Here is a 23,203-nt window from a genome sequence, read left to right as displayed (position 1 = left end):
CGCGGATCAGGCGGGCTCGGGTGGAGCGGCGCGGATCAGGTCGAGTAGGCGCTGTTCTCGTGGACGTAGTCGGCCGTCAGGTCGTTGGTCCACAGCGTGGCGCCCGCCGTACCGGCGTTGAGGTTCGCGGTGATGACGACCTCGCGGCCCTTCATGTCGACCAGGTCGCGGTCCTCGCCGACGCCGCCGGACTTGCAGACCCAGACGCCGTTGATGGCGACGTCCAGCCCGTCCGGGTCGAAGGCGGCGGAGGTGGTGCCGATCGCGGCCAGCACCCGGCCCCAGTTGGGGTCCTCGCCGTGGATGGCGCACTTGAGCAGGTTGTTGCGGCTGATCGTCCGGGCGACCTCGACCGCGTCGTCCTCGGTGGCGGCGCCGGTGACGTCGATCCGGATCTCCTTGCTCGCGCCCTCGGCGTCGCCGATCAGCTGGCGGGCCAGGTCGGCGCTGACCGTGCGGACGGCCTCGGCGAACTCGGCCCGGTCCGGGACGGTGCCGGAGGCGGCGGAGGCGAGCAGCAGCACGGTGTCGTTGGTCGACATGCAGCCGTCGGAGTCGATCCGGTCGAAGGTGGTGCGGGTGGCGCCGCGCAGCGCGTCGCCCAGGGCGGCGCTGTCCAGGTCGGCGTCGGTGGTGAGGACGACCAGCATGGTGGCGAGGCTCGGGGCGAGCATGCCCGCGCCCTTGGCCATGCCGCCGACCGTCCAGCCGGCCGGGCTGGTGTACTGGGCGGTCTTGTGCACGGTGTCGGTGGTCTTGATGGCGATCGCGGCGGCCTCGCCGCCGTCCTCGCCGAGCGCGCCGACGGCCAGGGCGACGCCGGGCAGCAGGAGGTCCATCGGCAGCCGGACGCCGATCAGGCCGGTGGAGGCGACGGCGACCTCGCCCGCGTTGAGGCCCAGCTCCGCGGCGGCCTTCTCCGCGGTGGCGTGGGTGTCCTGGAAGCCGAGCGGGCCGGTGCAGGCGTTGGCGCCACCGGAGTTGAGGACGACGGCGGAGACCTGGCCGCCCTTGAGGACCTGCTCGGACCAGAGCACCGGCGCGGCCTTGACCCGGTTGGCGGTGAAGACGCCGGCCGCGGCGAGCGAGGGGCCGTCGTTGACCACCAGGGCGAGGTCGGGGGTGCCGGAGGCCTTGATGCCGGCGGTCACACCGGCGGCCCGGAAGCCCTTGGCGGCGGTCACTCCGACGTCGGTGCTCTTGCTCACGGTGCGACTCCGTTCACGGGCAGGCCGAGCTCCTCGGGCAGGCCCAGGGCGATGTTCATGCTCTGCACCGCGCCGCCGGCGGTGCCCTTGACCAGGTTGTCGATCGCGCTGATCGCGATGATCCGCCCGGCGGCGGCGTCCAGGGCGACCTGGACCAGGGCGGTGTTGGCGCCGTAGACGCTGCTGGTCTGCGGCCACTGCCCCTCGGGCAGCAGGTGGACGAAGGGCTCGTCCGCGAACGCCTCGGTGTAGGCGGCGCGCAGGCTCCGGGCCGTCACCCCGGGCCTGGCCTTGGCCGAGCAGGTGGCGAGGATGCCGCGCGGCATCGGGACGAGGGTGGGGGTGAAGGAGACGGTGACCGGCTCGCCCGCGACCGGGGAGAGGTTCTGCGCCATCTCCGGGGTGTGCCGGTGGACGCCGCCGACGCCGTACGGGCTGACGCTGCCCATCACCTCGCTGCCCAGCAGGTGCGGCTTGGCGGCCTTGCCGGCGCCGGAGGTGCCGGAGGCGGCGACCACCACGGCCTCCGGTTCGGCGAGCTGCGCGGCGTAGGCGGGGAACAGCGCCAGGGAGACGGCCGTCGGGTAGCAGCCGGGTACGGCGATCCGGTTGCTGCCCTTCAACGCGGCGCGGTGGCCGGGGAGTTCGGGCAGGCCGTAGGGCCAGGTGCCGGCGTGCGCGGTGCCGTAGAACTGCTCCCAGTCGGCGGCGGCCTTGAGCCGGAAGTCGGCGCCGCAGTCGATCACCAGGACGTTCGGGCCGAGCTCCTCGGCGACGGCGGCGGACTGACCGTGCGGCAGGGCCAGGAACACCACGTCGTGGTCGGCCAGCACCTCGGGGGTGGTGGCTTCGAGGACGCGGTCGGCGAGCGGGCGGAGGTGCGGCTGGAGCTGGCCCAGCCTGGTGCCCGCGTTCGAGCCGCCGGTCAGCGCCCCGATCTCCATCTCCGGGTGGCCGAGCAGCAGGCGCAGCACCTCGCCGCCCGCGTAACCGCTCGCGCCGGCGACGGCGACTCGCAATGCCATGGCGTTCCTCCTTAGTCTTGGCATGAATATACGCGTGACGGAAAATTCATGCAAGGAGGTTGCGCCGGACCCCCGCCGGGGCGGGGTGCCCGGGTCAGCGCTTGACGGCCCGCAGCACCACGAACTTGGGGTTCCCGGCGACGAGTTGGCAGTTGCCGAAGAGGCGGCGCAGCTTGACGTGGTAGCCGAGGTGGCGGTTGCCGACCACCCAGAGCTCGCCCCCGGGGCGCAGCGCCCGCTTGGCGCCGGTGAACATCCGCCAGGCGGTGGCGTCGGTGGTGGCCTGGTGGGAGTGGAACGGCGGGTTGTTGAGCACCAGGTCCACCGAACCGGGGGCGACCACGTCCCGGGCCAGGGCGTCGGCGGCCAGGAACTCGGCCGGGGCGTCCGGGCCCAGGTTGGCGCGGAAGGTCTCCTCGGCGGAGGCCACCGCCTGGTGCGACTCGTCCACGAACACCAGCTCCGCGCCGGGCCCGGCCAGCGCGGCGGCCGTACCGACCACGCCGTTGCCGCAGCCGAGGTCCACCACCCGGGCGCCGGGGGCGGGGACGGGCAGGTGGGCGAGGAGGAAGCGGGTGCCGATGTCGAGCCGGTCGGCGCAGAAGGTGCCCGCGTGGTTGACGACCGTACGGCCGGAGGCGGGGCCGATGTCCTGCGGCAGCGCGTAGCGGTGCGGCCACGGGTTGGGGCCGGGGTCCAGCGCCCGGTCCGGGGTGCAGAAGACCAGCCGGGCCTTGCGGGCGGCCAGCGAGGTGCGGGTCGGGCCGAGGATCCGCTCGAAGAGCCGGAGCGTGGAGGTGTGGATCTCGGTGACCATGCCGGTGCCGATCACCACGGTGCCCTCGTGGACGGCGGGGGCGAGCCGGTGCAGCTGGTCCTCCAGCAGGGCCAGGCTCTTGGGCACGCGCACCAGCAGCACGTCGATCCGCTCCGGCGGGGTGTCACGGGTGGTGAGCAGCCGGGACTCGTCGACGGCGGCGCCGGCCCGGGCCAGGTTGGCCAGGGTGGCCTGCCGGCCGAGGTGGGAGTCGGTGATCTGGACCGGCCGGTACTCGGCGAGCGCGGTGGTCAGCGCGCCCCAGCGGTCGCCGAGGACGGCGACCGTCCGGCCGGCCAGCTCCGTCGCGGTGCCGTCCGCACTGTCGGCCTCGCCCGCGAGGTGGCGCAGCAGGTACTCGTCGGCGGCGTCCCAGGCCCGCAGCCGCTCGCGCGGGTCCTCGGGGAAGCGGGTGAGCGCGAAGGCGCCCCACGGGGTGGTGAAGGAGGTGTCCGGCGGGGTCGCGGCGGGCGTGGTCTGGGGATTCATCGTGTTCTCAGGCTATCCGACGGCCCGGGGGGCGGTTACGGACGGATACTGGAAGGGCCCGGCCGAGAGAGGTGAGGGCGATGGAGTGGAAACTCGAAGTCGTGGTGGTCCCGGTCTCCGACGTGGACCGCTCGAAGCTCTTCTACGAGGAGCAGGCCGGGTTCACCGTCGACCACGACACCCTGTTGCGGGACGGGATCCGGGTGATCCAGCTGACGCCCCCGGGTTCGGCCTGCTCCATCGTGGTGGGCAAGGGGGTGATCGACTCGCCGCCCGGATCGGTCAAGGGACTCCAGCTGGTGGTGCCGGACATCGAGAAGGCGCACGCCGAACTGGTGGCCCGCGGTGTGCAGGTCAGCCCGGTCCAGCACTTCGTGGCCGGGGCCCGGGTGGACGGGCACGGCGAGGCGTGGAACAACTTCCTGTTCTTCAACGACCCGGACGGGAACGGCTGGGCGATCCAGGAGGCGCCGCCCGCGGGCGGGCAGGCCGTCCTTGGGTAGGCTCCCAGGATGGCTGAACACGAGGGAAGCGTGCGGGTGGACAGCTGGATCTGGTCGGTCCGGCTGGTCAAGACGCGGGCGCTGGCGGCGGCCGCCTGCCGGGCCGGGCACGTCCGGGTGAACGGCGAGCGGGCCAAGCCCGCCCAGACGCTGAAGCCCGGGGACGAGGTGCGGCTCCGCGAGGAGGGCCACGAACGGGTCGTGGTGGTGAGCAAGCTGATCCGCAAGCGGGTCGGCGCCGTCGTCGCGGCGGAGTGCCTGGTCGACAACAGCCCGCCGCGGCCGCCGCGCGAGTTCGTCGCGGCGGCCGGGACGCGGGACCGCGGGGCCGGGCGGCCGACCAAGCGGGAGCGCCGCGACCTGGACCAGTTGCGCGGGCACTGAGCGGCGCGGAGCCGCTACGCGACGTCCGCGGTGGCGAGCACCTTGGCGAGGAAGCCGCCGAGGTTGCCCACCGTACGGTCGATCTGCAGCTCCAGCGGCAGCGACTCGTCGGGCCGGGTGACCAGCGTGGACTTCTTCAGCCCGCGCACGTAGAGCGAGCAGGCCAGGTCGGCGCAGATGTACGTGCCGACCGTGTTGCCCTCGCGCCCGGCCGCCCCGGCCCGGCGGGCGGCGAGCAGCGCGACCCCCGACCCGGCGTGCGCGGTGATGCACAGCGAGCACACGTTGGTCTTGGTCAGGCTGCGCCGGATCACCGAGGAGCGCAGCGTCACGCCGACCGGCTCGCCCTCGTACGGCGCCACCAGGTACGCCCGGTCGGGCGCGCCCTGGTCCCGCCAGCCGAGGAAGTCCAGCTGCTCCCAGGGCAGTTCGGCCAGACCCCGGGGCAGGTGGAGCCGGCGGGCCTCGCCCTTGGAGCAGTTGACGAAGGACGCGCGGATCTCGTTCTCGCTCAGGGGTTCCATGCCGCGGACGCTAACACCGGCCGGCCGGGCCTGTCGCGCCGTTTTCACCCGGTCCGTACCGGGTGGGCGGCCTGGACGGCGAGCCGGCGCGGGGCGTCCTCGCCGATCCGGGTGAGCAGGTCGTCCAGGGCGAGGAAGGCCTCCCAGCGCTCCTTCCCGCCGGCGGCGGCGAGGCGGTCGACGACCAGGTCCTCCAGGTCCTGGACCCGCTTGTTCTTCCAGGCCTTGTCGGCCAGGCCGACCAGCAGGTCCTCGACGGTGGTGCCGGGCTCGTCCCAGCTGGCGTGGGTGCGGGCGAAGCGGGCGAGGTGCTCGGGGACGCCGTGGGCGAGCAGCAGGGCGTGCCCGGCGGGCTCGTGCCGGGAGCCGGGGGCGGAGAGCTCCTCAGGGTGGACGGTCTTGCCGATGTCGTGGGTGGCGGCGCCGTAGAGGACGGCCGCGCGGTCGAAGGCCAGGCCTTCGCGGGCGCAGAACCCGGCGATCTCCTCGGCGACCCGGTGCACCAGCGCGAGGTGGGCGACCAGGCGGGGCGGGGCGTCGACGGCCCGCAGCAGTTCGGCGACGTCGGCGGGCAGCGGCGGCAGGGCGGTGGTGGTCACGCCGCAGGGTAGCCGCGGGGGTGAGGGGTTGTCAGTGGGGTTCCGTAGCCTTCGACGGTCCGGTCCCGGCGTAGGAGGGAGGCGCCGGGACCGGGCGCGCGAACGGCTGCCGTTCGAGGCGGACGGCTGCCGTTCCAAGCGGACGACTACCGCTTGAAGGCGACGCCGGCGTACGCGGAGACGTCCTGCCAGCCCTCGGGGAGTTCGGAGGTCGGCACGTGGCCCGCGACGGGGCGCCAGAGCGGGAGCTGGACGAGCCCGGGGCCGACGAAGTCGAAGTCGCCGAAGAAGGGCTCGACGCCGGAGCGCGGGCGCAGCACGAGCGGGGCGCTGGCGCTGCGGTAGATGCGGGTGCCCTCGGCGGCGCTCTCGCGGGAGGCGAAGTCGGGGCTGCCGTGGGAGAGGATCAGCGCGCTGCCGGGGGCGAGCGCGTCGCGCAGGGTGCGGACGATCTGCTGGGCGCCCTCCTCGTCGCGGATGAAGTGCAGGACGGCGACCAGCATCAGCGCGACCGGCTGGGAGAGGTCGACGGCGCCGGCCAGCCCGGGGTGGCCGAGGATCGTGGCCGGGTCGCGCAGGTCGGCCTCGATCACCGAGGTGTGCCCGGCGGGGTGGCCGGCCAGCAGGGCGCGGGCGTGGGTGGCGACGATCGGGTCGTTGTCCACGTACACCACCCGGGCGTCCGGGGCGACCCGCTGGGCGACCTCGCTGGTGGAGCCGACCGCCGGGATGCCGGTGCCGATGTCGACGAACTGGCGCACGCCCCGGCCGGCCACGTACTCCACCGCGCGGCCGAGGAACTGCCGGTTGGTGCGGGCCAGCAGCGGCAGCGCGGGGTAGGCGGCTATCGCGGCCTGGGCGGCCTTGCGGTCGGCCTCGAAGTTGTCCTTGCCTCCGAGGTAGTAGTCGTACATCCGGGCGGTGTGCGGGACGCCGGTGTCCAGCTCGCTCGGCGGCTGCCAGTCGCCGGTCCTGCCCCAGTCCCACTCGGTGTCCGTGCTCCGGCCGGTCGCCGCGCTGTCCTCGTACATCCTGTCCGCCCCCAATGCGCCATGCCGGAAGAGTTCGGCCACCGCCCGTCCACACGCGGTGCGCGGTGATCGTATCCAAGGACACGCCGTGGAAACAGCGGGAGTTCAGGTTTACGCAACACCCGGTGACGGAGTGTGTGCACGTCAAGAAGGGTCCGGACGCTCGGCCCGGATCGCCCGCCCGAGCCGTCCTCTCTATGCTGGCTGCCGATGACTGCCGACCGCCGCAGCGTGCTGCGCACCACTGCCCGACTCGCCGCCCTCGCCGCCACCGGGGGGCTGCTGGCTGCCTGCGGCACCGGCACGCTCCGCCGGGCCGACCCGGGGGCACTCGCCGCGCACCCCGGCACGGTGGACCCGCAGCACACCACCGACCCGGCCTGGAACGGCGGCGAGGGCCCGGCCTCCCCCGAGCCCACCGCCCCGGCGGAGCCCCGGCCCGACGCCGAGCCGACCGCCGCCGCGGCCGCCGCCCAGCCCAGCGCCCCGCCGGCCCCGCCCGCGCTGCCGCCGCTCGCGCCCGGCACCCCGGTCGAGGTCGCGTACGGGCCGCGCACCGGGAAGAACGTGGCGCTCACCGTCCACGGCAGCGGCGACCCGAAGCTGGCCACCGCCCTGCTGGAGATCGCCGAGCAGCGCGGCGCCAAGCTGACCGTGATGGTCGTCGGCAGCTGGCTCGACCAGCAGCCGCAGATGGCCCGGCGGATCCTGGACGGCGGCCACGAGCTGGGCAACCACACCCAGAACCACCTCAACATCTCCGCCATGACACCGGACCAGGCGCGCGCCGAGATCGCCCAGTGCGCGGAGCGCCTGCAGCGGCTCACCGGCTCGATCGGCCGCTGGTTCCGGCCCTCCGCCGCGCAGTACGCCACCCCGATGGTGCGCGAGCAGGCCAGGGCGGTCGGGTACGAGCACGTGCTGTCCTTCGACGTCGACCCGCGCGACTACAACGACCCCTCGGCGGCCGAGCTGCAGCGCCGGGTGCTGAACTCGGTGCGCGGCGGCTCGGTGGTGGCGCTGCACATGGGGCACCAGTGCACGGTGGACGCGCTGCCCGGTGTCCTGGACGGCCTGGCCAAGGCGGGGCTCAAGCCGGTGACCGCCAGCCAGCTCTGCGCCTGAGCGGCCGGGACCGGTCTGACGGGCCCCAGGGAACGCCCCAGGTCAGACCATCGGATCGTCGTCCTTGTACGGGCGCAGCCGCAGCGTACGGGCGTCCGCGGCGCGGATCGCGTCCGCCCGGTTGACCAGCTCCTCCAGGTCGTCCCGGCCGGCGTGGATGAACCGCCCGTGCAGTCCGTCGAAGCGGCCCCGGGCGGCGTCCACGGTGACCGCGACCATGTACGGGATGGAGCCCCAGGTCGTCGTCTCCTTGAACATCGGCATCGCGGCGGTCATGTCGGTGGCCACCGCGCCCGGGCTGACGTCGAGGACCACGACGCCGTTGCGGGCGAGCGAGTCCGCCATGTTGTCGGAGAGCTGGAGCAGCGCGCCCTTGGACGTGGCGTACGCGGTGTAGTTGCCGTCCGGGCGCAGCGCGAAGCCGGAGTTGAGGTTGACCACCCGGCCGCTCCGGCGGGCGACCATGCCGGGGAGCACGCAGCGCAGCAGGTTGTAGGGGCCGCGCAGGTTGGTCTCGATCACCTGCCACCACTGGTTCGCGTCGGTCTCCCAGATCGGCACCTCGGCGCGGTCGACCAGGCCGGCGTTGTTGACCAGCAGGTCGATCGGCCCGAGGTCGCGCTCGACCAGCCGGACGGCCTCGCGCACCGAGCCGGGGCGGGTGACGTCGGCGGTCACCGCGACGCCCCGGGAGCCGCGCTTGACGCACTCCTTGAGCGTGTCGGTCAGCGTCTCGTGGGTGCGGCCGACCAGGCCGACGGACATCCCCTCGGCGGCCAGGCCGATGGCGAGCTCCCGGCCGATCCCCCGGCCCGCGCCGGTGATCAGGGCGACCTGTCCTGCGAGCGATCCCGTCGACACCCTGTGCTCCCTTCACGTCCCCGGCCCTGTCCGCGTCCGCCCCCGGCCCCCGTCTGCGGCATTCTGTCGGCAGCCGGGCGGAGCGGGCCCCGGGCACACGGGTCCGGGGCCGCTGCCTCACTCGTTCGGGTGAAGCCCGACCCTGGCACTACGCCGGGGAGGGGGTGACCTACTGGCCGGTACGGAGTAGTAACGTCGTCGGGGCGGTGACCGGTGCACCCATTCCGGCACACCGGCCCGTCGTCCAGCAGCTCGCTGGGCCACCCGAAAGCTGGGCGACCCCCAGCACCGTCGAAGGGCAACTGAGTGAGTGACATCGCGCGCGTCGGAGTGATCGGCTGCGGTCTGATGGGGTCGGGCATCGCCGAGGTCTTCGCCCGGGCCGGGCTGGACGTCCTGGTGTCGGAGGCCAGCGGTGAGGCGCTGGAGTTCGGCCGCACCCGGCTGACCAACTCCCTGGAGACGGCGGTCAAGCGGGGCAAGCTGAGCCCCGAGCAGCGGGACGAGGCGCTGGCCCGGCTGTCCTTCACCGTCGAGCTGTCCGACTTCGCCGACCGCGACCTGGTGGTCGAGGCCGTCGCCGAGCGCGAGGACGTCAAGGTCAAGATCTTCGAGACCCTGGACCGGGTGGTCGAGCGCCGCGACGCGATCCTCGCCTCCAACACCTCCTCGATCCCGATCGTGAAGCTGGCCGCCGCCACCACCCGCCCGGAGCAGGTGATCGGCCTGCACTTCTTCAACCCGGCGCCGGTGCAGAAGCTGGTCGAGGTCATCCCGACCCTGACCACCTCGGCGACCACCACCGAGCGGGTCGAGGCCTTCGCCTCCCAGGTGCTCGGCAAGGAGCCGATCCGCGCCCGCGACCGGGCCGGCTTCGTGGTCAACGCGCTGCTGGTGCCGTACCTGCTGTCCGCGGTGCGGATGTTCGAGACGGGCGTGGCCACCGCCTCCGACATCGACAAGGGCATGGAGGCCGGCTGCGCCCACCCGATGGGCCCGCTGCGGCTGTGCGACCTGATCGGCCTGGACACCATCGTCTCGATCGCCGAGTCGATGTACGACGAGTACAAGGAGCCGCTGTACGCCGCTCCCCCGCTGCTCTCCCGGATGGTCGACGCGGGCCTGTTGGGCCGCAAGTCCGGCCGGGGCTTCTACGACTACACCGCGAGCGCCTGACACCCCGGCGCGACCGAACGGCGGGGCCCGGCGGCTGTGAACCAGCCGCCGGGCCCTTTCGCCTTGCCGGCGTCAGCTGTTGATGGCGTAGCTGTCGCCGTAGACCTTCCACTTCAGCGGCGGGTTGAGGTCGAAGTTCTTGGCGTTGAGGAAGACCAGCTGCTCGGTGTCGACCCGGCTGGTGTCGGAGTGCGCCTCCTCCTTCTTCATGACCACCTTGCGGGCGTCCAGGAAGGCCTTGAGGTAGGTGGCCTCGTCGCCGCCCTGGGCGGGGGTCTTGGCCTTCTTCAGGGCGGCGGCGCGGATGCCGCCGAAGCTGTCCGAGCTGTTGCCCGGGCCGTGCATGACGATGGCGTCGTAGTAGGCGAACTGGCCGAGCGCGCGCAGGCCGTCGCTCTTGGCCTGGTTGACGGCGGGGTTGAAGTACACCCGGTCGCGCTCGTCGTTCTGGGCCTGCTGGAAGACGGTGTCCTTGGCGGCGGTGGCCCAGTCCTTCTCGAACGCGGAGCCCAGCCCGGCGTGCGACTCGCTGCCGTTGACCTTCTTCAGGGCCGGCAGGTACTTGGCCAGGATGTTGCCGGGCTTGAGGTCGGTGTAGTGCTGGACCAGGTCCAGCATGTCACCGGTGCCGGAGCAGAAGCCGATGATGCCGGCGGTGTAGCCGCGGCCGTCCTTGATGTCCTCGATGTACTTGTACTGGGCCTTCCAGTCCAGCGACGAGTTCTCCGCGCTGGACACCAGCTGCATGGCGATGTCCTTCTTGTGCGGGTCGTCCAGCCCGACGCCCTTGAGCTGGACGGCGGCGGCGGGCGACGGGGCGGCCTGGGCCGCCGAGGTGGCCGCGAGGGTCAGCGGCGCGGCCACCAGGGCGGCGGCGAGGGCGATGCGGAGGGCACGACGGGGCTGAGGGCGCATGGGACGCTCCGATTCCTCGTGGGGTTAGGAAACTTTCCTAACGAGAAAAAGGAAACGCTCTCGGCCCGGCTCCCGCAAGGGTTTTGACCGAACCTCTTCAAGAGATCTTGAAGGCCGGCGGCCGGGTCGCGACGCCCGGGCGACCGTCCGGTCGAGCCGGGGAAACGGCCGGGACAACACCGGGGAAACGGAGAGGGCCCCGCCCCGGACGCGTGGTCCGGGACGGGGCCCTCCTCGGGCGCTGCCGCGTCAGGCGCCGCGCAGCACCGCGCCGGTGCGGGCGACGGCCTCGGCGACGGCCGCCTCACGGGCGGCGGTGGCCTCGTCGGCGGTCAGGGTGCGGTCGACCGCGCGGAAGCGCAGCGCGTACGCCAGCGACTTCCGGCCCTCGCCGACCTGCTCGCCGGTGAACACGTCGAACAGCCGGATGGCCTCCAGCAGTTCGCCCGCGCCGGCCCGCAGCGCGGCCTCGACCTCGGCCGCCGGGACGGCGGTGTCGACGATCAGCGCGACGTCCTGGGTGGCCACCGGGAAGCCGGAGACCGCCGGGCCGTTGACGCGCTCGGCGCCGTCCGCCGTCAGCAGGTCGATGTCGATCTCCATCGCGGCGGTACGGGCCGGCAGCCCGAGCGCCTTGACCACCCGCGGGTGCAGCTCACCGGCGTGGCCGACCACCCGGTCGGTGCCGGCCACCAGCAGCTCGGCGCAGCGGCCCGGGTGCCACGGCGCCAACTGGCCCTGGCGGACGGTCAGTTCGACGCCGGCCGCACGGGCCACCGTGCGGGCCGCCTCGACGGCGTCCGCCCAGGAGGCCTGGGAGCCCTTGCCCCACCAGCCCGACGGCAGCCGCTCGCCCGCGAGGGCGACGGCGATCCGGCGCGGCTGGTCCGGCAGCGCGGCGTCCAGCGCGGCCAGCTCCTCGTCGCTGGGCCGGTGGTCGACCGCCGGACGCGGGGCCACGCTCAGCTCGCCCTTGGGCAGGAAGACCGTGCCGGTCTCGAAGACCGCCAGGTCGGTGTTGCCCCGGCCGACGTTGCGGCGCAGCGCGCCGAGCAGGCCCGGCAGCAGCGTGGTGCGCAGCGCCGGCTCCTCGTCGTTCAGCGGGTTGACCAGCTTCACCGTGCGGCGGCGCCGGTCGTCCGCCTCCAGGCCGAGCGCCTCGAAGGCGGGCTCGCCGAGGAACGGGTAGTTGTTGACCTCGACGTAGCCGGCCGCGGCCAGCGCGACGCCGATCCGACGGTGCACCCGCTGGGCCTCGGTCAGGCCCTTGCCCGGGGGGACGTTCGGCATCCGGGCGGGGACGTTGTCGTAGCCCTCCAGCCGGATGACCTCCTCGGCGAGGTCGTACGGGTCCGTGAGGTCGGGCCGCCAGGTCGGCGGGGTGACCTCCAGGATGTCGGCGCCGGAGACCGAGCAGCCGATCTCCTGCAGGCGCCGGGTGACGGTCTCGCGGCCGTACCCGGTGCCGGCGACCCGGTCGGGCAGGTCGGCGGCGATGGTGATGGTGCGCACCGGGTGCGGGGCCGCGATGTCGGTGACCCCGGCCTCGGCGGTGCCGCCGGCGATCAGGACCAGCAGGTCGACGGCGCGCTGCGCGGCGGCGCGGGTGGCCTCCGGGTCGACGCCGCGCTCGAAGCGCTTGGACGCCTCGGAGGGCAGCTTGTGCCGCTTGGCGCTGCGGGCGATGGCGACCGCGTCGAAGTGCGCCGCCTCGATGATCACCTCGGTGGTGCCCGGGCCTGCGGCCGGGTCGAGGATCTCGGTGGAGGCGCCGCCCATCACGCCGGCCAGGCCGATCGGGCCGCTGTTGTCGCAGATCAGCAGGTCCTCGGCGGAGAGCTTGCGCTCGACCCCGTCGAGGGTGGTCAGGGTCTCGCCCTGCGCCGCCCGGCGGACCGTGATCGGGCCGTCCACGCGCTGCTTGTCGTAGGCGTGCAGCGGCTGGCCGACCTCCAGCATCACGTAGTTGGTGATGTCGACGGTCAGCGAGATCGGGCGGATGCCCGACTTCTGGAGCCGGCGCTGCAGCCAGATCGGGGACTTGGCGTTCGGGTCGACGCCGATGACCGTACGGGCCACGAAGCGGTCGCAGCCGGTCTGGTCGTTGACCTTCACCAGGTAGCCGAAGGAGTTCGCCGGCGGCACGTCGAGCAGCGCCGGGTCGGCCAGCGGCAGCCCGTACGCGGCGGCGGCCTCACGGGCCACACCGCGCATGGACAGGCAGTAGCCGCGGTCCGGGGTGACGGCGATGTCGAGCACCTCGTCGACGAGCTGGAGCAGCTCGATGGCGTCGGTGCCGGGCTCGTACTCCGGCGGGAGCACGATGATGCCGTTGTGGTCGTCGCCCATGCCCAGCTCGCGGGCGGAGCAGATCATGCCGGCCGAGGTGTGGCCGTAGGTCTTGCGGGCCGCGATCGGGAACGGGCCGGGCAGGACGGCGCCCGGGAGCACGACCACGACCTTGTCGCCGACGGCGAAGTTGGTCGCACCGCAGACGATCTCCTGCGGGTCGCCGGTGCCGTTGGCGTCGCCGACGTTCACGAAGCAGTGCCGGATCGGCTTCTTGAAGCCGGACAGCTCCTCGATGGAGAGCACCTCGCCGACCACCAGCGGGCCCTTGAAGTCCGCGCCGATCTGCTCGACGGTCTCGACCTCCAGGCCGGCCCGGACCAGGCGCTCCGCGACGTCACGGCCGGTCTCGCCGGCCGGCAGGTCGACGTACTCGCGCAGCCAGGAAAGCGGGACGCGCATCAGATCTCCATCCCGAACGGGAGGGTGAAGCGGACGTCACCCTCGACCATGTCGCGCATGTCGGCGACGTTGTGACGATTCATCAGGATCCGCTCCAGGCCCAGGCCGAAGGCGAACCCGCTGTAGCGGTTCGGGTCGACACCGCAGGCGACCAGCACCCGCGGGTTGACCACGCCGCAGCCGCCGAGCTCGATCCAGCCCTCGGAGGAGCAGGTCCGGCACGGGCGGTCCGGGTTGCCGACGCTCTCGCCGCGGCACACGAAGCACTGGAGGTCGATCTCCGCGCTCGGCTCGGTGAACGGGAAGTACGACGGGCGCCAGCGCAGCTCCAGGCCGCCGCCGATCAGCTTCTCGACCAGCACCTCGATGGTGCCCTTGAGGTCCGCGAAGGTGATGCCCTCGTCCACCGCGAGGCCCTCGACCTGGCGGAAGACCGGGGTGTGGGTGGCGTCCAGCTCGTCCGTCCGGTAGACCCGGCCGGGGCAGACCACGTAGAGCGGGGGCTCGCGGTCGAGCATGGTGCGGGCCTGGACCGGGGAGGTCTGGGTGCGCAGCACCACGCCGGAGTCGGCGGAGCCGTCCGGGGCCTGGACCCAGAACGTGTCCTGCATCGAGCGGGCCGGGTGGTCCGGGCCCAGGTTGAGGGCGTCGAAGTTGAGCCACTCGGCCTCGACCTCGGGGCCCTCCGCGACCTGGTAGCCCATCGCGACGAAGGTGTCCTCGATGCGCTCGGCCATGGTGGTCAGCGGGTGCCGGGCGCCGCGCGGGGCGCGGTCGTACGGCAGCGTGACGTCCACCGCCTCCTCGACCAGCACGCGGGCGTCCCGCTCCGCCTCCAGCTCGGCCTGCCGCTGGGCGAGGGCCTTGTTGACGGCCCCGCGGGCCTGACCGATCAGCTTTCCGGCGGCCGCCTTGGCGTGCGGGGGCAGGGCCCCGATCTCGCGATTGGCGAGCGAGAGCGCGGAGCGGTCGCCGGTGTGGGCGACCTTGGCCTGCTTCAGCTCGTCCAGGGAGCCGGCGGCGGCGAACGCGGCGACCGCCTCGTCCCGCGCCTGCTCCACCACCTCGGGCTTGAGGGCCTCGACCTCGACCGGGTCGTACGACTTGTTGGGTGCCGACATCTCTATCTTTCCCGTGCTCCTGCTCGTCCGTGCTCAAGGTCTTTGGGCCAACGCCAAAGGTCGAGTGTAGTCGCAGCGTGTATCACCGCTGCCGCGAAGCCCGTCCGGGGGGAACGACGTCCGACCTGCTCGGGATCCCGAAGCAGGCTGTGCATGGCGTTCACGCACTTTCTCAGAGCATGAAGTCGGGCACCCCGGCGGGCAGGATAAATCGGAACCGGGCGCCGCCGCCGGGCGCGCGGTCGACGCGGATCGAGCCGCCGTGGGCCTCCACGATGCCCTTGACGATGTAGAGGCCCAGGCCCGTACCGCCGCGCTTGGAGCCGCGCCAGAAGCGGGTGAAGACGCGCGGCACCGCCTCCTCGGGGATGCCGCTGCCTTCGTCGCTCACGGTGACCGCCGTACCTTCCACGATGCGGGGCGGGGTGCCGTTGCGCTCCCAGACGGGCGCCTCGACGACCTCCTTGGCCGGTGCCACCTCGATCGTGACAGTTCCCTCACCGTGCCGCACCGCATTTTCCAGCAGGTTGGCCAGCACCTGGTCGACCTTGTCCGGGTCGGCCCACAGGACGGTCAGCGGCTCGCTGATCCGGATGTCGAAGCGGTCCTCGGGGATGCCGGTGGCGACCTTGCGCTCGACGTGCCGGCGCACCGCCGCCGCCAGGTCCACCACCTGCTTGCGCAGCTCCAGCCGACCGGCGTCGATCCGGGAGATGTCCAGCAGCTCGGCGATCAGCCGGGTGACCCGGTCAGCGTCGGCGTCCACGGTCTCCAGCATCAGCCGCTTCTGCCCGTCGGTGAACCGCTCCCACTTGGCCAGCAGCGTCGCCGTGAAGCCCTTGACGCTCGTCAGCGGGGAGCGCAGCTCGTGCGCCACGGTGGCGATCAGCTCGGCGTGGCTGCGCTCGGTGCGGCGCCGGGCCTCGGTGCCGCGCAGCGCGATCACCAGGCGCTCCAGCGGCCCGCCCGGGGCGCCGCGCACGTACCGGGCGGAGACCAGCACCTCACGCCCGCCGGGCAGCAGCAGGTTGCGCTCCGGCTGGCCGGTGCGGATGGCCAGGCCGCCGTACGGGTCGGTCAGCTGCCACCAGCGGCGGCCGTCCAGGTCCTCCAGCGGGAGGGCGTCCTCCAGCCCGCTGCCGAGCGCGGCCTGCGGGAGCACGCCGGTGAGCCGGGCCGCGGCCCGGTTGAAGCAGACCACCCGGCCCAGCGCGTCGGCGACCACCAGGCCGTCCGGCAGGTCGTCCGGGTCGAGCTCTGGCCCGCTGCCGACCATGGGTTGCCTCCCCGATTACCCACCGTGCCGTTCCCCCCACAGAGGCAGACCCTAGCGTCTCCCAGGCGGGTGTAGTAGGGCTTGCAACGGGGAGATCCCGGTGCGCCCCCGGGTGCGTCAGGCGTTCGAGCGGCAGCCGCCGGGCGAACGCTGCGCCCGGGCCGAGGCGTACAGGCAGACGGCCGCGGCCGTGGCCAGGTTGAGGCTCTCGGCGTGGCCGTGGATCGGAACGCGCACGACCTCGTCGGTGAGCGCGCGGGTCTCCTCCGGAAGCCCCCACGCCTCGTTGCCGAACACCCATGCGCCGGGCGCGCCCAGCGTGCCCTCGTCCAGCTCCTGGTCCAGGTCGCGCTCCCCCGCGCCGTCCGCGGCGAGCACCCGGACACCGGCCTCGCGCAGCCTGCCGACGGCCTCCTCGACCGGCACGCCGACCGCCACCGGCAGGTGGAACAGGCTGCCCACGGAGGCCCGGACGGCCTTCGGGTTGTAGAGGTCCACCGAGGCGTCGGTGAGCACCACGGCGTCCGCGCCGGCCGCGTCGGCGGTGCGCAGCACCGTGCCGGCGTTCCCGGGGTCGCGCACGTGGGCGAGGACCGCGACCAGCTTGGGGCGGGCCCTGAGCACCTCGTCGAACGGGGTGTCGATGAAGCGGCAGAGCGCCACGATGCCCTGCGGGGTCACGGTGTCGCAGATGTCGGCGATCACCTCGTCGGTGGCGGTCAGCACCGGCAGCCCCTCCGCCAGGGCGGCCTCGACGATGCCGGCGTGCCGCTCGGCGGCCTCCTGGGTCGTGTAGACCTCGACCACGGCGTGCTCGCCGCTGCCCGGCAGCCTGCCGAAGGCGACGGCCTCCCGGACGGCCTGCGGGCCCTCGACCAGGAAGCGGCGCTCCTTGCCGCGCTGGCTTCGCTTGGCCAGCCGACGGGCGGCGACGACGCGCGGCGAGCGCAGGGAGGTCAGCAGGGGGGTGTCGGTGCTCGGCATGGTCTCGATCTCTGAGGGCGCTGAAGGAGGGGGGCGAAAGCAGGACCGGACCCGCAGGCGAGCCTGCGGGTCCGGTCAGAGCTCAACCGATCTCGGAAGATCAGGCGGCGTCCGCGGCGGCCTTCGGGGCGTTCACGTCGGCCGGCAGCGCCTTCTGGGCGACCTCGACCAGGGAGGCGAACGCACCCGGGTCGTTGACGGCCAGGTCGGCCAGCATCTTGCGGTCGATCTCGACGCTGGCGGCCTTCAGGCCCTGCACGAAGCGGTTGTAGGTGATGCCGTTGGCACGGGCCGCAGCGTTGATGCGCTGGATCCACAGCTGACGGAAGTCGCCCTTGCGCTTCTTGCGGTCGTTGAAGTTGTAGACCAGCGAGTGGGTGACCTGCTCCTTGGCCTTGCGGTACAGGCGCGAACGCTGGCCACGGTAGCCGCTGGCGCGCTCCAGGATGACCCGGCGCTTCTTGTGGGCGTTGACTGCCCGCTTGACGCGTGCCACTTGATTACTCCTTGGGTTGGACCACGGACTACTTCACGTGGTCCGTCATTCGAATGGGTCGGGAAGGATCAGCTGCCCCGCTCACGGCTCGCGCCGGGCGGGAGGGCGATCACTTGCCGAGAAGCTTCTTGATCTTCTTGGCGTCAGCGGGGGCCAGCTCGACGGTCCCGGCCAGCTTGCGGGTCAGCGTCGAGGGCTTGTGCTCCAGGAGGTGGCGGCGGCCGGCGCGCTCGCGCAGCACCTTGCCAGAGCCACTGATCTTGAAGCGCTTGCTGGCGCCACTGTGCGTCTTCTGCTTCGGCATTTCGCCGTATCTCCTCGTCAGTCCCGTCCGCGCCCGCGCGACGTGCGCCGCGCGGGCGTGAACTGGATGGATCTGCGGTGACCGGGCGGGACGCCCCGTCACCCTGGGGGCCGGTCTCCCGGGCCTCCTGGCCGGTGAGGGCTCAGGCGCCCTGGGAGGCGGCCGGCTGCTCGACCGGAGCGTCGGCCTCGACGGCCGGCGCCTCGGCCGGGGCGTCCTCGGCCTCGGTCACGACGTCCTCGACGTCGGTCACGACGTCCTCGTCCTCGATGTCCGCAGCGGCGTCGGGGCCGCCGGTGCGGCCCTGACGCTCGGCCTTGCGGGCGTCCGCGAGGGCGCGGGCCTCGGCCATCGCCTCGGTCTTCTTCTTGTGCGGGCCAAGAACCATGATCATGTTACGGCCGTCCTGCTTGGGCGAGGACTCGACGAAGCCCAGGTCCTGGACGTCGTCGGCGAGCCGCTGGAGCAGACGGAAGCCCAGCTCGGGGCGGGACTGCTCACGACCGCGGAACATGATCGTGATCTTGACCTTGTCGCCCTGCTTGAGGAACCGGACGACGTGACCCTTCTTGGTGTCATAGTCGTGCGGGTCGATCTTCGGCCGGAGCTTCATCTCCTTGATGACCGTGTGCGCCTGGTTCTTGCGCGCCTCACGGGCCTTCATGGCCGACTCGTACTTGAACTTGCCGTAGTCCATGAGCTTGCACACCGGCGGCCGGGCGGTCGCCGCGACCTCGACCAGGTCGAGGTCGTACTCCTGCGCGAGCTCCAGCGCCTTGGCAAGCGGCACGATGCCGACCTGCTCGCCGCTGGGACCGACGAGTCGCACCTCGGGGACGCGAATCCGGTCGTTGATGCGGGGCTCGGTGCTGATGGGGCCTCCTCGGTTGCACCTTCTGCGATGCGGCCGTCGGACGGCGGTCGCACGTAGTGGACTCGACCACTGGGCGGGGCTTCATTCGTGCTGCGCTGTCCGGCTACGTACACCGCCACACGAAAAAAGCCCCGCTCGGTACAAGCGGGGCTCCACACAACCGGGGGCTGCGCCCGGTGAGGGGCGCTGCGGCGACTCGGCGCCAGGGGCGCCCGTCGCGGACCGGGACCCGTCGGCCGCGAGGCCGACAAGGTGGGAGACTTTCGCGGTTGCCCTCTCGGGCCTCCTCAGTGGAGCCTCCACTTGCTGGCCGAGTGCCCATACGGGATCCCGGCCGGTCAGTCTCGAAGCTTACAGCGTCACGCGGTCGAACGCTATTCCGCCCCGGCGCGGACCCCCTTGTACGCTCCACGTGTACCCACACGGCACAACGGAACGAGCCACCCTTGAGCAGCGAGCCCACCCAGAACCCCGGCGCGGACGACGACGCGATCGGCTTCGACGACCTCACCCGCGACATCGCCGAGGTCCCGGCCGTCGAGGTGATCACCACCGTCGCCGTGCACCTGATGAGCGCCGCCGCGGTCAAGTGCGGTCTCGCCGAGGGCGGCGACAAGGACAAGGACCTGGACGAGGCCCGCAAGCTGATCACCGCGCTCGCCGGGCTGGTCACCGCCGGCGCCCCGGAGATCAGCAACTTCCACGCCGCGCCGCTGCGCGACGGGCTGCGCTCGCTCCAGCTCGCGTTCCGCGAGGCGTCCGTCGTCCCGGACGCGCCGGGCGCGGGGCCGGGCGAGAAGTTCACCGGGCCGGTCTACTCCTGACGTCCGGACGGGGAAAGGAGCGGCACACGTGTGCCGCTCCTTTCTCACGTCTACCGCTTGTAGAGCGGCTCCCCCGGCAGCTCCGCGCCGGCCGGCAGCACCGCGAGGTCCAGCCCCCGGTCCAGCCGCACCCGCAGCACCGGGTCGGCGGCCACGGCCTGTCCGACCCGCTGGGCGGCCGCCTGCAGCCCGGCCTGGTCCAGCGCCGGGTCGAAGACCACCGCGAGCACACCGTCCGAGTCCTCCGAGGCCGCCAGCAGCCCGGTGACCACCTGCGGCTCGGCCGCCAGCAGCCCGCGGACCGCCTCGCGCACCTCCGGGTCCCGGACCGGCGGCAGGAACGCGCGGTTCTCCGCCAGCGCCCGCAGCCGGGCACCGCTCAGCAGGAACGGCACCGGCCCGGCCGGGTCGATCAGCAGGGTGTCGGCGCGCTCCGAGAAGGCCACCATCGCGGCCTGCGGGGCCGCGGTCGGCGCCGGGCGGGCGTCGGCGCGCCAGCGGGCGAGCGACTCCAACGACGTGAAGGCCGGCAGCGCGCGGCGCCCGTCCGGGGCCTCCAGCACCGGGACGGCCATGTCGCTGGTCTTCTCGTGCCGGTGCCCGTTCGCGTCCACCTCGACCTCGCCGAGGATCGCGACGATCGGGACCATCAGCCGGGTGGGGGTCAGCGCCGCCAGCACCTCCGGCTCGGCCGCGCGGTCCTGCGACCAGCGGGCGAGGGCCTCGGTGAGCGCCTGGTCGGCGGTGCCGTCGTCGTCGGAGAAGCCGGGATTCGGGATGCTCTTGCCGACGAACGCCGGGTTGGAGAAGTCTTTGCGGTCCACCCGCCCGACCCTATGCCACCGCGCGCGAGCGGCCCCATTTCCCTGCACGCTCCCCGCGCACGGGGCCTACCCACCGGTAGCGCGGTGTGGCACCCTGCGGCCATGGTGATCCTCCACGCGCCCGCGACCGCACCCGCCCCGGTCTCCGACCGCCTCCGGTACGACCGCGCCACCGCCCACCTGGACGGGCCGGTGGCCGTCGTGGACCTCGCCGCGTTCGACGCGAACGCCGCCGACCTGGTCCGCCGGGCCGGCGGCAAGCCGATCCGCCTGGCCAGCAAGTCGATCCGCTGCCGGGCGCTGCTGGAACGGGCCCTCGCCGTGGACGGCTTCCTCGGGGTGATGAGCTTCACCCTGGACGAGTCGCTCTGGCTGGCCCGCACCGGCGTTCGCGACATCCTGCTCGCCTACCCCTCCGCCGACCGGGCCGGCTACGCCGAACTGACCGCCGACCCGGAGGCCGCCCGCGAGATCACCGTCGTCCTGGACGACCCGGCCCAGCTGGACCTGATCGACGAGGCCCGCGGCGGCGACGCCGAGGTGCGGGTCTGCCTGGAGCTGGACACCTCGCTGCAACTGCTCGGCGGCCGGGTCCGGGTCGGCGCCCGGCGCTCGCCGCTGCGCACCCCCGAGGACCTCGGCGCCTTCGCCGAACTCGTCCAGCGCCGCCGGGGCTTCCGGGTCGTCGGCCTGATGGCGTACGAGGGACACGTCGCCGGGGTGGGCGACCGGGTGCCCGGACGGCCAGTGCGCTCGCAGCTGATCCGGCTGATGCAGGCCAGGTCCCGGACCGAACTGGCCGAGCGGCGCGCGGCGGCGGTCCGACGGCTGCGGCAGGTGGCCGACCTGGAGTTCGTCAACGGCGGCGGCACCGGCAGCGTGGAGTCCACCGTGGCCGAGCGCGCCGTCACCGAGGTGGCGGCCGGCTCCGGGCTGTACCAGCCGCGGTTGTTCGACAACTACCGCTCCTTCCGGGGCCGCCCGGCCGCGCTGTTCGGCCAGCCGGTGGTGCGCCGCCCCGGCCTCGGCGTGGTGACCGTGCTCGGCGGCGGCTACCCGGCCTCCGGCGCGGCCGGCCCGGACCGCTCGCCGGTGCCGTACCTGCCGGCCGGGCTGCGCTACGACCCGATGGAGGGCGCCGGGGAGGTGCAGACCCCGCTGCTCGGCTCGGCCGCGGACGACCTGCTGATCGGCGACCGGGTCTGGTTCCGGCACGCCAAGGCGGGCGAGCTGTGCGAGCGCTTCGCCGAGCTGCACCTGGTCGAGGGCGACCGGGTCGTGCGGACGGTGCCGACGTACCGGGGCGAGGGGAAGACGTTCCTCTGACGCTTCGTCCGCCTTTGCCCTACCGTGGTGGCGACACTGCGAACGTGAAGGGGGCGGCATGGACGCCGAGCTCGTGCAGGAGATGGTGAGGTCCGGGGCGACCTCGGTGGCCGGACTGATGGCCACGGCCGCCTGGAACCAGGCCAGTTCGCGGATCGCCCGGCTGTTCGGGCGCGGCGAGCGGGACGAGGAGGCGAGCGCCGAGCTGGAGGTGATCCGCGCCGAGGTGCTGGAGGCCGACGGCGACGAGGAGGTCCTGGCCGACCAGGCCGCCGCCCTTCGCAACCGGCTGCGCGCGCTGTTCCGGACGAACCCGCAGGCGGCCGAGGAACTCTTCGACATCCTCCGGGAGTTCCTGCCCGGGCAGTTCGAGAAGGCGCCCGGCGGGACCTACATCATCAACACCATCAGCGGCAGCTCGACCGTCAACAGCGATCTCGTGATCCAGGCCGGCATCATCCACGACATGCGGCACTGACCTTTCCGGAGCCTTAACGGGGCCCGATGGAACGGCTAACCACGGCCGTCCGTCGGGCCTTTCTCCTGCTCCGGGGCCTACAGTCCGTCAACAAGCACAGTACGCGCGGCTATTGCCTTCTGGTCCAGACCAATCCTACGCTCTGGCCGGGAGCCGCGCGCCGGGCCGGCGGCTCCCGAACGGGCAGGCGTGCCCGTTCCCCCACGCACGCCCGGAACGACGGTCAAGGAGTCCCCACCCCATGTCCATCAAGCGAAGTGCCCTGTCCGTCGGCGTGATCGGCGCCGCGGTCGTCGCGGTGGCCGGTGCCACCGCCGGCACCGCCAGCGCCCACGGCACGATGACCAACCCCGTGAGCCGGGTCGCCGCCTGCTACGCCGAGGGCCCCGAGCACCCGGTGTCCCAGATCTGCAAGGACCTCGTCGCCGCGAGCGGCACCCAGCCGCTGTACGACTGGAACGAGGTCAACATCGCCAACGCCAACGGCAACCACCAGGCGCTGATCCCGGACGGCAAGCTCTGCTCGGCCAACCGCGACAAGTACGCGGCGCTGGACTGGCCGCGCACCGACTGGCCGGCCACCGCGGTGAAGTCCGGCGCCTTCACCTTCCAGTTCCGCACCACCGCGCCGCACGTCGGCACCCAGACCGTCTACATCACCAAGGCGGGCTACGACCCCACCAAGCCGCTGAAGTGGTCGGACCTCGACCCGACCCCGGTGGCCAAGGTGCAGGTCGACCGCAACGCCGTCAACGGCTCCTACAGCTACTCCGGCACCCTGCCGCAGCGCACCGGCCGCCAGGTGCTGTACACGGTGTGGCAGCGCAGCGACAGCCCGGAGGCCTTCTACGCCTGCTCCGACGTCGACTTCGGCGCCTCCGCCACCGCCGCGTCGGCGCTCACCGCCCAGGCCCCGGCCGCGCCCAGCGACGCCCAGATCGCGGCCGACGCCTCCAAGTCCACGGTCGCCCACCACGGCCACGGCGGGGACCCGGACTCCCCGGCCGGCCAGGTGATCCCGACCGCCTCGGCGGCCGTGGGCGGTACCTCGGCCACCGGTCCGCTGCTGCTCGCGGGTGCCGCCGCGATCAGCGTCGGCTGGGCCGGCATGGTGCTCCGGCGCCGTCGCGTCGAGGCTGTTCGACGCGACTCCTGACGCCGGGCGCGGGACCGGGCCGGCCACACCCCCGTCCGGCCCGGTTCCCGCGGCACCACCCCGCGTACGAGCGAACGGCGGCGGGGCCCCCCCCGGGGGGGCGCCCCGGGGGGGGGCCCCCGGGGGGGGGGG

Annotated in this window: 24 protein-coding genes; 8 read left to right on the top strand and 16 right to left on the bottom strand. The window is 73.2% G+C overall.

Going from position 1 to position 23,203, the window contains the following annotated elements; translation table 11 throughout:
* Nucleotides 1–35: 35 nt before the first annotated feature.
* The 3 genes from argJ to ACFVU7_RS12300 form a co-directional block, all read right to left on the bottom strand.
* On the bottom strand, nt 36–1,208 hold the full coding sequence (argJ, locus tag ACFVU7_RS12310) for a bifunctional glutamate N-acetyltransferase/amino-acid acetyltransferase ArgJ (protein WP_388045010.1): 1,173 nt from the start codon (nt 1,206–1,208) through the stop codon (nt 36–38).
* A complete protein-coding gene (gene argC / locus ACFVU7_RS12305; protein WP_380741456.1) occupies nt 1,205–2,233 on the bottom strand; it encodes an N-acetyl-gamma-glutamyl-phosphate reductase in 1,029 nt (342 codons plus the stop codon). Before argC ends, argJ begins: the two co-directional genes overlap by 4 nt.
* 94 nt (nt 2,234–2,327) lie before the next feature.
* The gene (locus tag ACFVU7_RS12300; protein ID WP_388045009.1) at nt 2,328–3,539 is read right to left on the bottom strand and encodes a methyltransferase; all 1,212 of its coding nucleotides are present in this window, start codon (nt 3,537–3,539) and stop codon (nt 2,328–2,330) included.
* 80 nt (nt 3,540–3,619) lie between these two features.
* On the opposite strand from ACFVU7_RS12300, the gene ACFVU7_RS12295 reads away from it, so the two are divergent.
* Nucleotides 3,620–4,042, top strand: coding sequence for a VOC family protein (locus ACFVU7_RS12295; RefSeq protein WP_074002352.1), 423 nt, complete (start codon nt 3,620–3,622; stop codon nt 4,040–4,042).
* Between the two features lie 9 nt (nt 4,043–4,051).
* Entirely contained in the window at nt 4,052–4,426 is a 375-nt protein-coding gene (locus ACFVU7_RS12290) for an RNA-binding S4 domain-containing protein (protein WP_074002351.1), read from the top strand.
* A 14-nt stretch (nt 4,427–4,440) separates the two neighbouring features.
* Here ACFVU7_RS12290 and ACFVU7_RS12285 read toward each other — a convergent pair whose 3' ends face one another.
* The 3 genes from ACFVU7_RS12285 to ACFVU7_RS12275 form a co-directional block, all read right to left on the bottom strand.
* A complete protein-coding gene (locus ACFVU7_RS12285; RefSeq protein WP_049652075.1) occupies nt 4,441–4,950 on the bottom strand; it encodes an FBP domain-containing protein in 510 nt (169 codons plus the stop codon).
* 44 nt (nt 4,951–4,994) lie between these two features.
* The gene (locus ACFVU7_RS12280; RefSeq protein WP_049652076.1) at nt 4,995–5,549 is read right to left on the bottom strand and encodes a phosphohydrolase; all 555 of its coding nucleotides are present in this window, start codon (nt 5,547–5,549) and stop codon (nt 4,995–4,997) included.
* A 146-nt stretch (nt 5,550–5,695) separates the two neighbouring features.
* Nucleotides 5,696–6,580 (bottom strand): SAM-dependent methyltransferase, encoded by an 885-nt coding sequence (locus ACFVU7_RS12275; protein ID WP_079272094.1) that lies wholly within the window; start codon nt 6,578–6,580, stop codon nt 5,696–5,698.
* Nucleotides 6,581–6,790: 210 nt separating this feature from the next.
* Between ACFVU7_RS12275 and ACFVU7_RS12270 the strand changes: the two genes are divergently transcribed.
* Entirely contained in the window at nt 6,791–7,705 is a 915-nt protein-coding gene (locus ACFVU7_RS12270) for a polysaccharide deacetylase family protein (RefSeq protein ID WP_388045008.1), read from the top strand.
* A 42-nt stretch (nt 7,706–7,747) separates the two neighbouring features.
* On the opposite strand, the gene ACFVU7_RS12265 is transcribed toward ACFVU7_RS12270, so the two are convergent.
* Nucleotides 7,748–8,566: an SDR family NAD(P)-dependent oxidoreductase gene (locus ACFVU7_RS12265; protein ID WP_049649864.1), complete on the bottom strand. Its 819-nt coding sequence runs from the start codon at nt 8,564–8,566 to the stop codon at nt 7,748–7,750.
* A 306-nt stretch (nt 8,567–8,872) separates the two neighbouring features.
* Between ACFVU7_RS12265 and ACFVU7_RS12260 the strand changes: the two genes are divergently transcribed.
* Nucleotides 8,873–9,742, top strand: a complete 870-nt coding sequence (locus tag ACFVU7_RS12260; RefSeq protein ID WP_049649865.1) for a 3-hydroxybutyryl-CoA dehydrogenase — start codon at nt 8,873–8,875, stop codon at nt 9,740–9,742.
* A gap of 72 nt (nt 9,743–9,814) precedes the next feature.
* On the opposite strand, the gene ACFVU7_RS12255 is transcribed toward ACFVU7_RS12260, so the two are convergent.
* From ACFVU7_RS12255 to infC, 8 genes are all read right to left on the bottom strand, one after another.
* On the bottom strand, nt 9,815–10,657 hold the full coding sequence (locus ACFVU7_RS12255) for a chitosanase (RefSeq protein WP_388045007.1): 843 nt from the start codon (nt 10,655–10,657) through the stop codon (nt 9,815–9,817).
* A 249-nt stretch (nt 10,658–10,906) separates the two neighbouring features.
* Complete coding sequence (gene pheT, locus ACFVU7_RS12250) at nt 10,907–13,408, bottom strand: phenylalanine--tRNA ligase subunit beta (RefSeq protein WP_388045006.1); 2,502 nt, start codon at nt 13,406–13,408, stop codon at nt 10,907–10,909.
* Nucleotides 13,408–14,529, bottom strand: a complete 1,122-nt coding sequence (pheS, locus tag ACFVU7_RS12245; RefSeq protein WP_049649868.1) for a phenylalanine--tRNA ligase subunit alpha — start codon at nt 14,527–14,529, stop codon at nt 13,408–13,410. Before pheS ends, pheT begins: the two co-directional genes overlap by 1 nt.
* Before the next feature lie 172 nt (nt 14,530–14,701).
* Nucleotides 14,702–15,805 (bottom strand): ATP-binding protein, encoded by a 1,104-nt coding sequence (locus ACFVU7_RS12240; RefSeq protein ID WP_049649869.1) that lies wholly within the window; start codon nt 15,803–15,805, stop codon nt 14,702–14,704.
* Between the two features lie 117 nt (nt 15,806–15,922).
* Nucleotides 15,923–16,789: an RNA methyltransferase gene (locus ACFVU7_RS12235; RefSeq protein WP_049649870.1), complete on the bottom strand. Its 867-nt coding sequence runs from the start codon at nt 16,787–16,789 to the stop codon at nt 15,923–15,925.
* Between the two features lie 100 nt (nt 16,790–16,889).
* The gene (gene rplT, locus ACFVU7_RS12230; RefSeq protein WP_030055649.1) at nt 16,890–17,285 is read right to left on the bottom strand and encodes a 50S ribosomal protein L20; all 396 of its coding nucleotides are present in this window, start codon (nt 17,283–17,285) and stop codon (nt 16,890–16,892) included.
* Nucleotides 17,286–17,394: 109 nt separating this feature from the next.
* A complete protein-coding gene (gene rpmI / locus ACFVU7_RS12225) occupies nt 17,395–17,589 on the bottom strand; it encodes a 50S ribosomal protein L35 (RefSeq protein ID WP_030055648.1) in 195 nt (64 codons plus the stop codon).
* A 142-nt stretch (nt 17,590–17,731) separates the two neighbouring features.
* Entirely contained in the window at nt 17,732–18,463 is a 732-nt protein-coding gene (gene infC / locus ACFVU7_RS12220) for a translation initiation factor IF-3 (protein ID WP_074002347.1), read from the bottom strand.
* A 446-nt stretch (nt 18,464–18,909) separates the two neighbouring features.
* On the opposite strand from infC, the gene ACFVU7_RS12215 reads away from it, so the two are divergent.
* Nucleotides 18,910–19,287, top strand: a complete 378-nt coding sequence (locus tag ACFVU7_RS12215; protein ID WP_049649872.1) for a DUF1844 domain-containing protein — start codon at nt 18,910–18,912, stop codon at nt 19,285–19,287.
* A gap of 50 nt (nt 19,288–19,337) precedes the next feature.
* On the opposite strand, the gene ACFVU7_RS12210 is transcribed toward ACFVU7_RS12215, so the two are convergent.
* Nucleotides 19,338–20,111, bottom strand: a complete 774-nt coding sequence (locus tag ACFVU7_RS12210; RefSeq protein WP_049649873.1) for an SseB family protein — start codon at nt 20,109–20,111, stop codon at nt 19,338–19,340.
* Between the two features lie 102 nt (nt 20,112–20,213).
* On the opposite strand from ACFVU7_RS12210, the gene ACFVU7_RS12205 reads away from it, so the two are divergent.
* The 3 genes from ACFVU7_RS12205 to ACFVU7_RS12195 all read left to right on the top strand — a co-directional run bounded on the left by ACFVU7_RS12205 (nt 20,214) and on the right by ACFVU7_RS12195 (nt 23,071).
* The gene (locus ACFVU7_RS12205) at nt 20,214–21,437 is read left to right on the top strand and encodes an amino acid deaminase/aldolase (protein ID WP_388045005.1); all 1,224 of its coding nucleotides are present in this window, start codon (nt 20,214–20,216) and stop codon (nt 21,435–21,437) included.
* Between the two features lie 58 nt (nt 21,438–21,495).
* Nucleotides 21,496–21,915, top strand: a complete 420-nt coding sequence (locus tag ACFVU7_RS12200) for a hypothetical protein (RefSeq protein ID WP_049649875.1) — start codon at nt 21,496–21,498, stop codon at nt 21,913–21,915.
* Nucleotides 21,916–22,156: 241 nt separating this feature from the next.
* A complete protein-coding gene (locus ACFVU7_RS12195) occupies nt 22,157–23,071 on the top strand; it encodes a lytic polysaccharide monooxygenase (protein ID WP_049649876.1) in 915 nt (304 codons plus the stop codon).
* The last annotated feature ends 132 nt before the right edge of the window (nt 23,072–23,203 follow it).

Source organism: Kitasatospora sp. NPDC058046 (genome assembly GCF_042885595.1).
Classification (GTDB): domain Bacteria; phylum Actinomycetota; class Actinomycetes; order Streptomycetales; family Streptomycetaceae; genus Kitasatospora.
Note: the sequence above shows the minus strand (reverse complement) of the source record. Positions and strands in the feature narration are given on the sequence as shown.

What these genes read in the sequence shown, in the direction of transcription:
- ACFVU7_RS12275 (WP_079272094.1), bottom strand. Translation starts at nt 6,580, where the DNA reads ATGTACGAGGACAGCGCGGCGACCGGCCGGAGCACGGACACCGAGTGG.
- ACFVU7_RS12235 (WP_049649870.1), bottom strand. Translation starts at nt 16,789, where the DNA reads ATGCCGAGCACCGACACCCCCCTGCTGACCTCCCTGCGCTCGCCGCGC.
- pheT (WP_388045006.1), bottom strand. Translation starts at nt 13,408, where the DNA reads ATGCGCGTCCCGCTTTCCTGGCTGCGCGAGTACGTCGACCTGCCGGCC.
- ACFVU7_RS12285 (WP_049652075.1), bottom strand. Translation starts at nt 4,950, where the DNA reads ATGGAACCCCTGAGCGAGAACGAGATCCGCGCGTCCTTCGTCAACTGC.
- ACFVU7_RS12200 (WP_049649875.1), top strand. Translation starts at nt 21,496, where the DNA reads ATGGACGCCGAGCTCGTGCAGGAGATGGTGAGGTCCGGGGCGACCTCG.
- ACFVU7_RS12205 (WP_388045005.1), top strand. Translation starts at nt 20,214, where the DNA reads ATGGTGATCCTCCACGCGCCCGCGACCGCACCCGCCCCGGTCTCCGAC.
- argC (WP_380741456.1), bottom strand. Translation starts at nt 2,233, where the DNA reads ATGGCATTGCGAGTCGCCGTCGCCGGCGCGAGCGGTTACGCGGGCGGC.
- pheS (WP_049649868.1), bottom strand. Translation starts at nt 14,529, where the DNA reads ATGTCGGCACCCAACAAGTCGTACGACCCGGTCGAGGTCGAGGCCCTC.
- ACFVU7_RS12300 (WP_388045009.1), bottom strand. Translation starts at nt 3,539, where the DNA reads ATGAATCCCCAGACCACGCCCGCCGCGACCCCGCCGGACACCTCCTTC.
- ACFVU7_RS12270 (WP_388045008.1), top strand. Translation starts at nt 6,791, where the DNA reads ATGACTGCCGACCGCCGCAGCGTGCTGCGCACCACTGCCCGACTCGCC.
- ACFVU7_RS12195 (WP_049649876.1), top strand. Translation starts at nt 22,157, where the DNA reads ATGTCCATCAAGCGAAGTGCCCTGTCCGTCGGCGTGATCGGCGCCGCG.
- rpmI (WP_030055648.1), bottom strand. Translation starts at nt 17,589, where the DNA reads ATGCCGAAGCAGAAGACGCACAGTGGCGCCAGCAAGCGCTTCAAGATC.
- ACFVU7_RS12295 (WP_074002352.1), top strand. Translation starts at nt 3,620, where the DNA reads ATGGAGTGGAAACTCGAAGTCGTGGTGGTCCCGGTCTCCGACGTGGAC.
- ACFVU7_RS12290 (WP_074002351.1), top strand. Translation starts at nt 4,052, where the DNA reads ATGGCTGAACACGAGGGAAGCGTGCGGGTGGACAGCTGGATCTGGTCG.
- ACFVU7_RS12240 (WP_049649869.1), bottom strand. Translation starts at nt 15,805, where the DNA reads ATGGTCGGCAGCGGGCCAGAGCTCGACCCGGACGACCTGCCGGACGGC.
- ACFVU7_RS12255 (WP_388045007.1), bottom strand. Translation starts at nt 10,657, where the DNA reads ATGCGCCCTCAGCCCCGTCGTGCCCTCCGCATCGCCCTCGCCGCCGCC.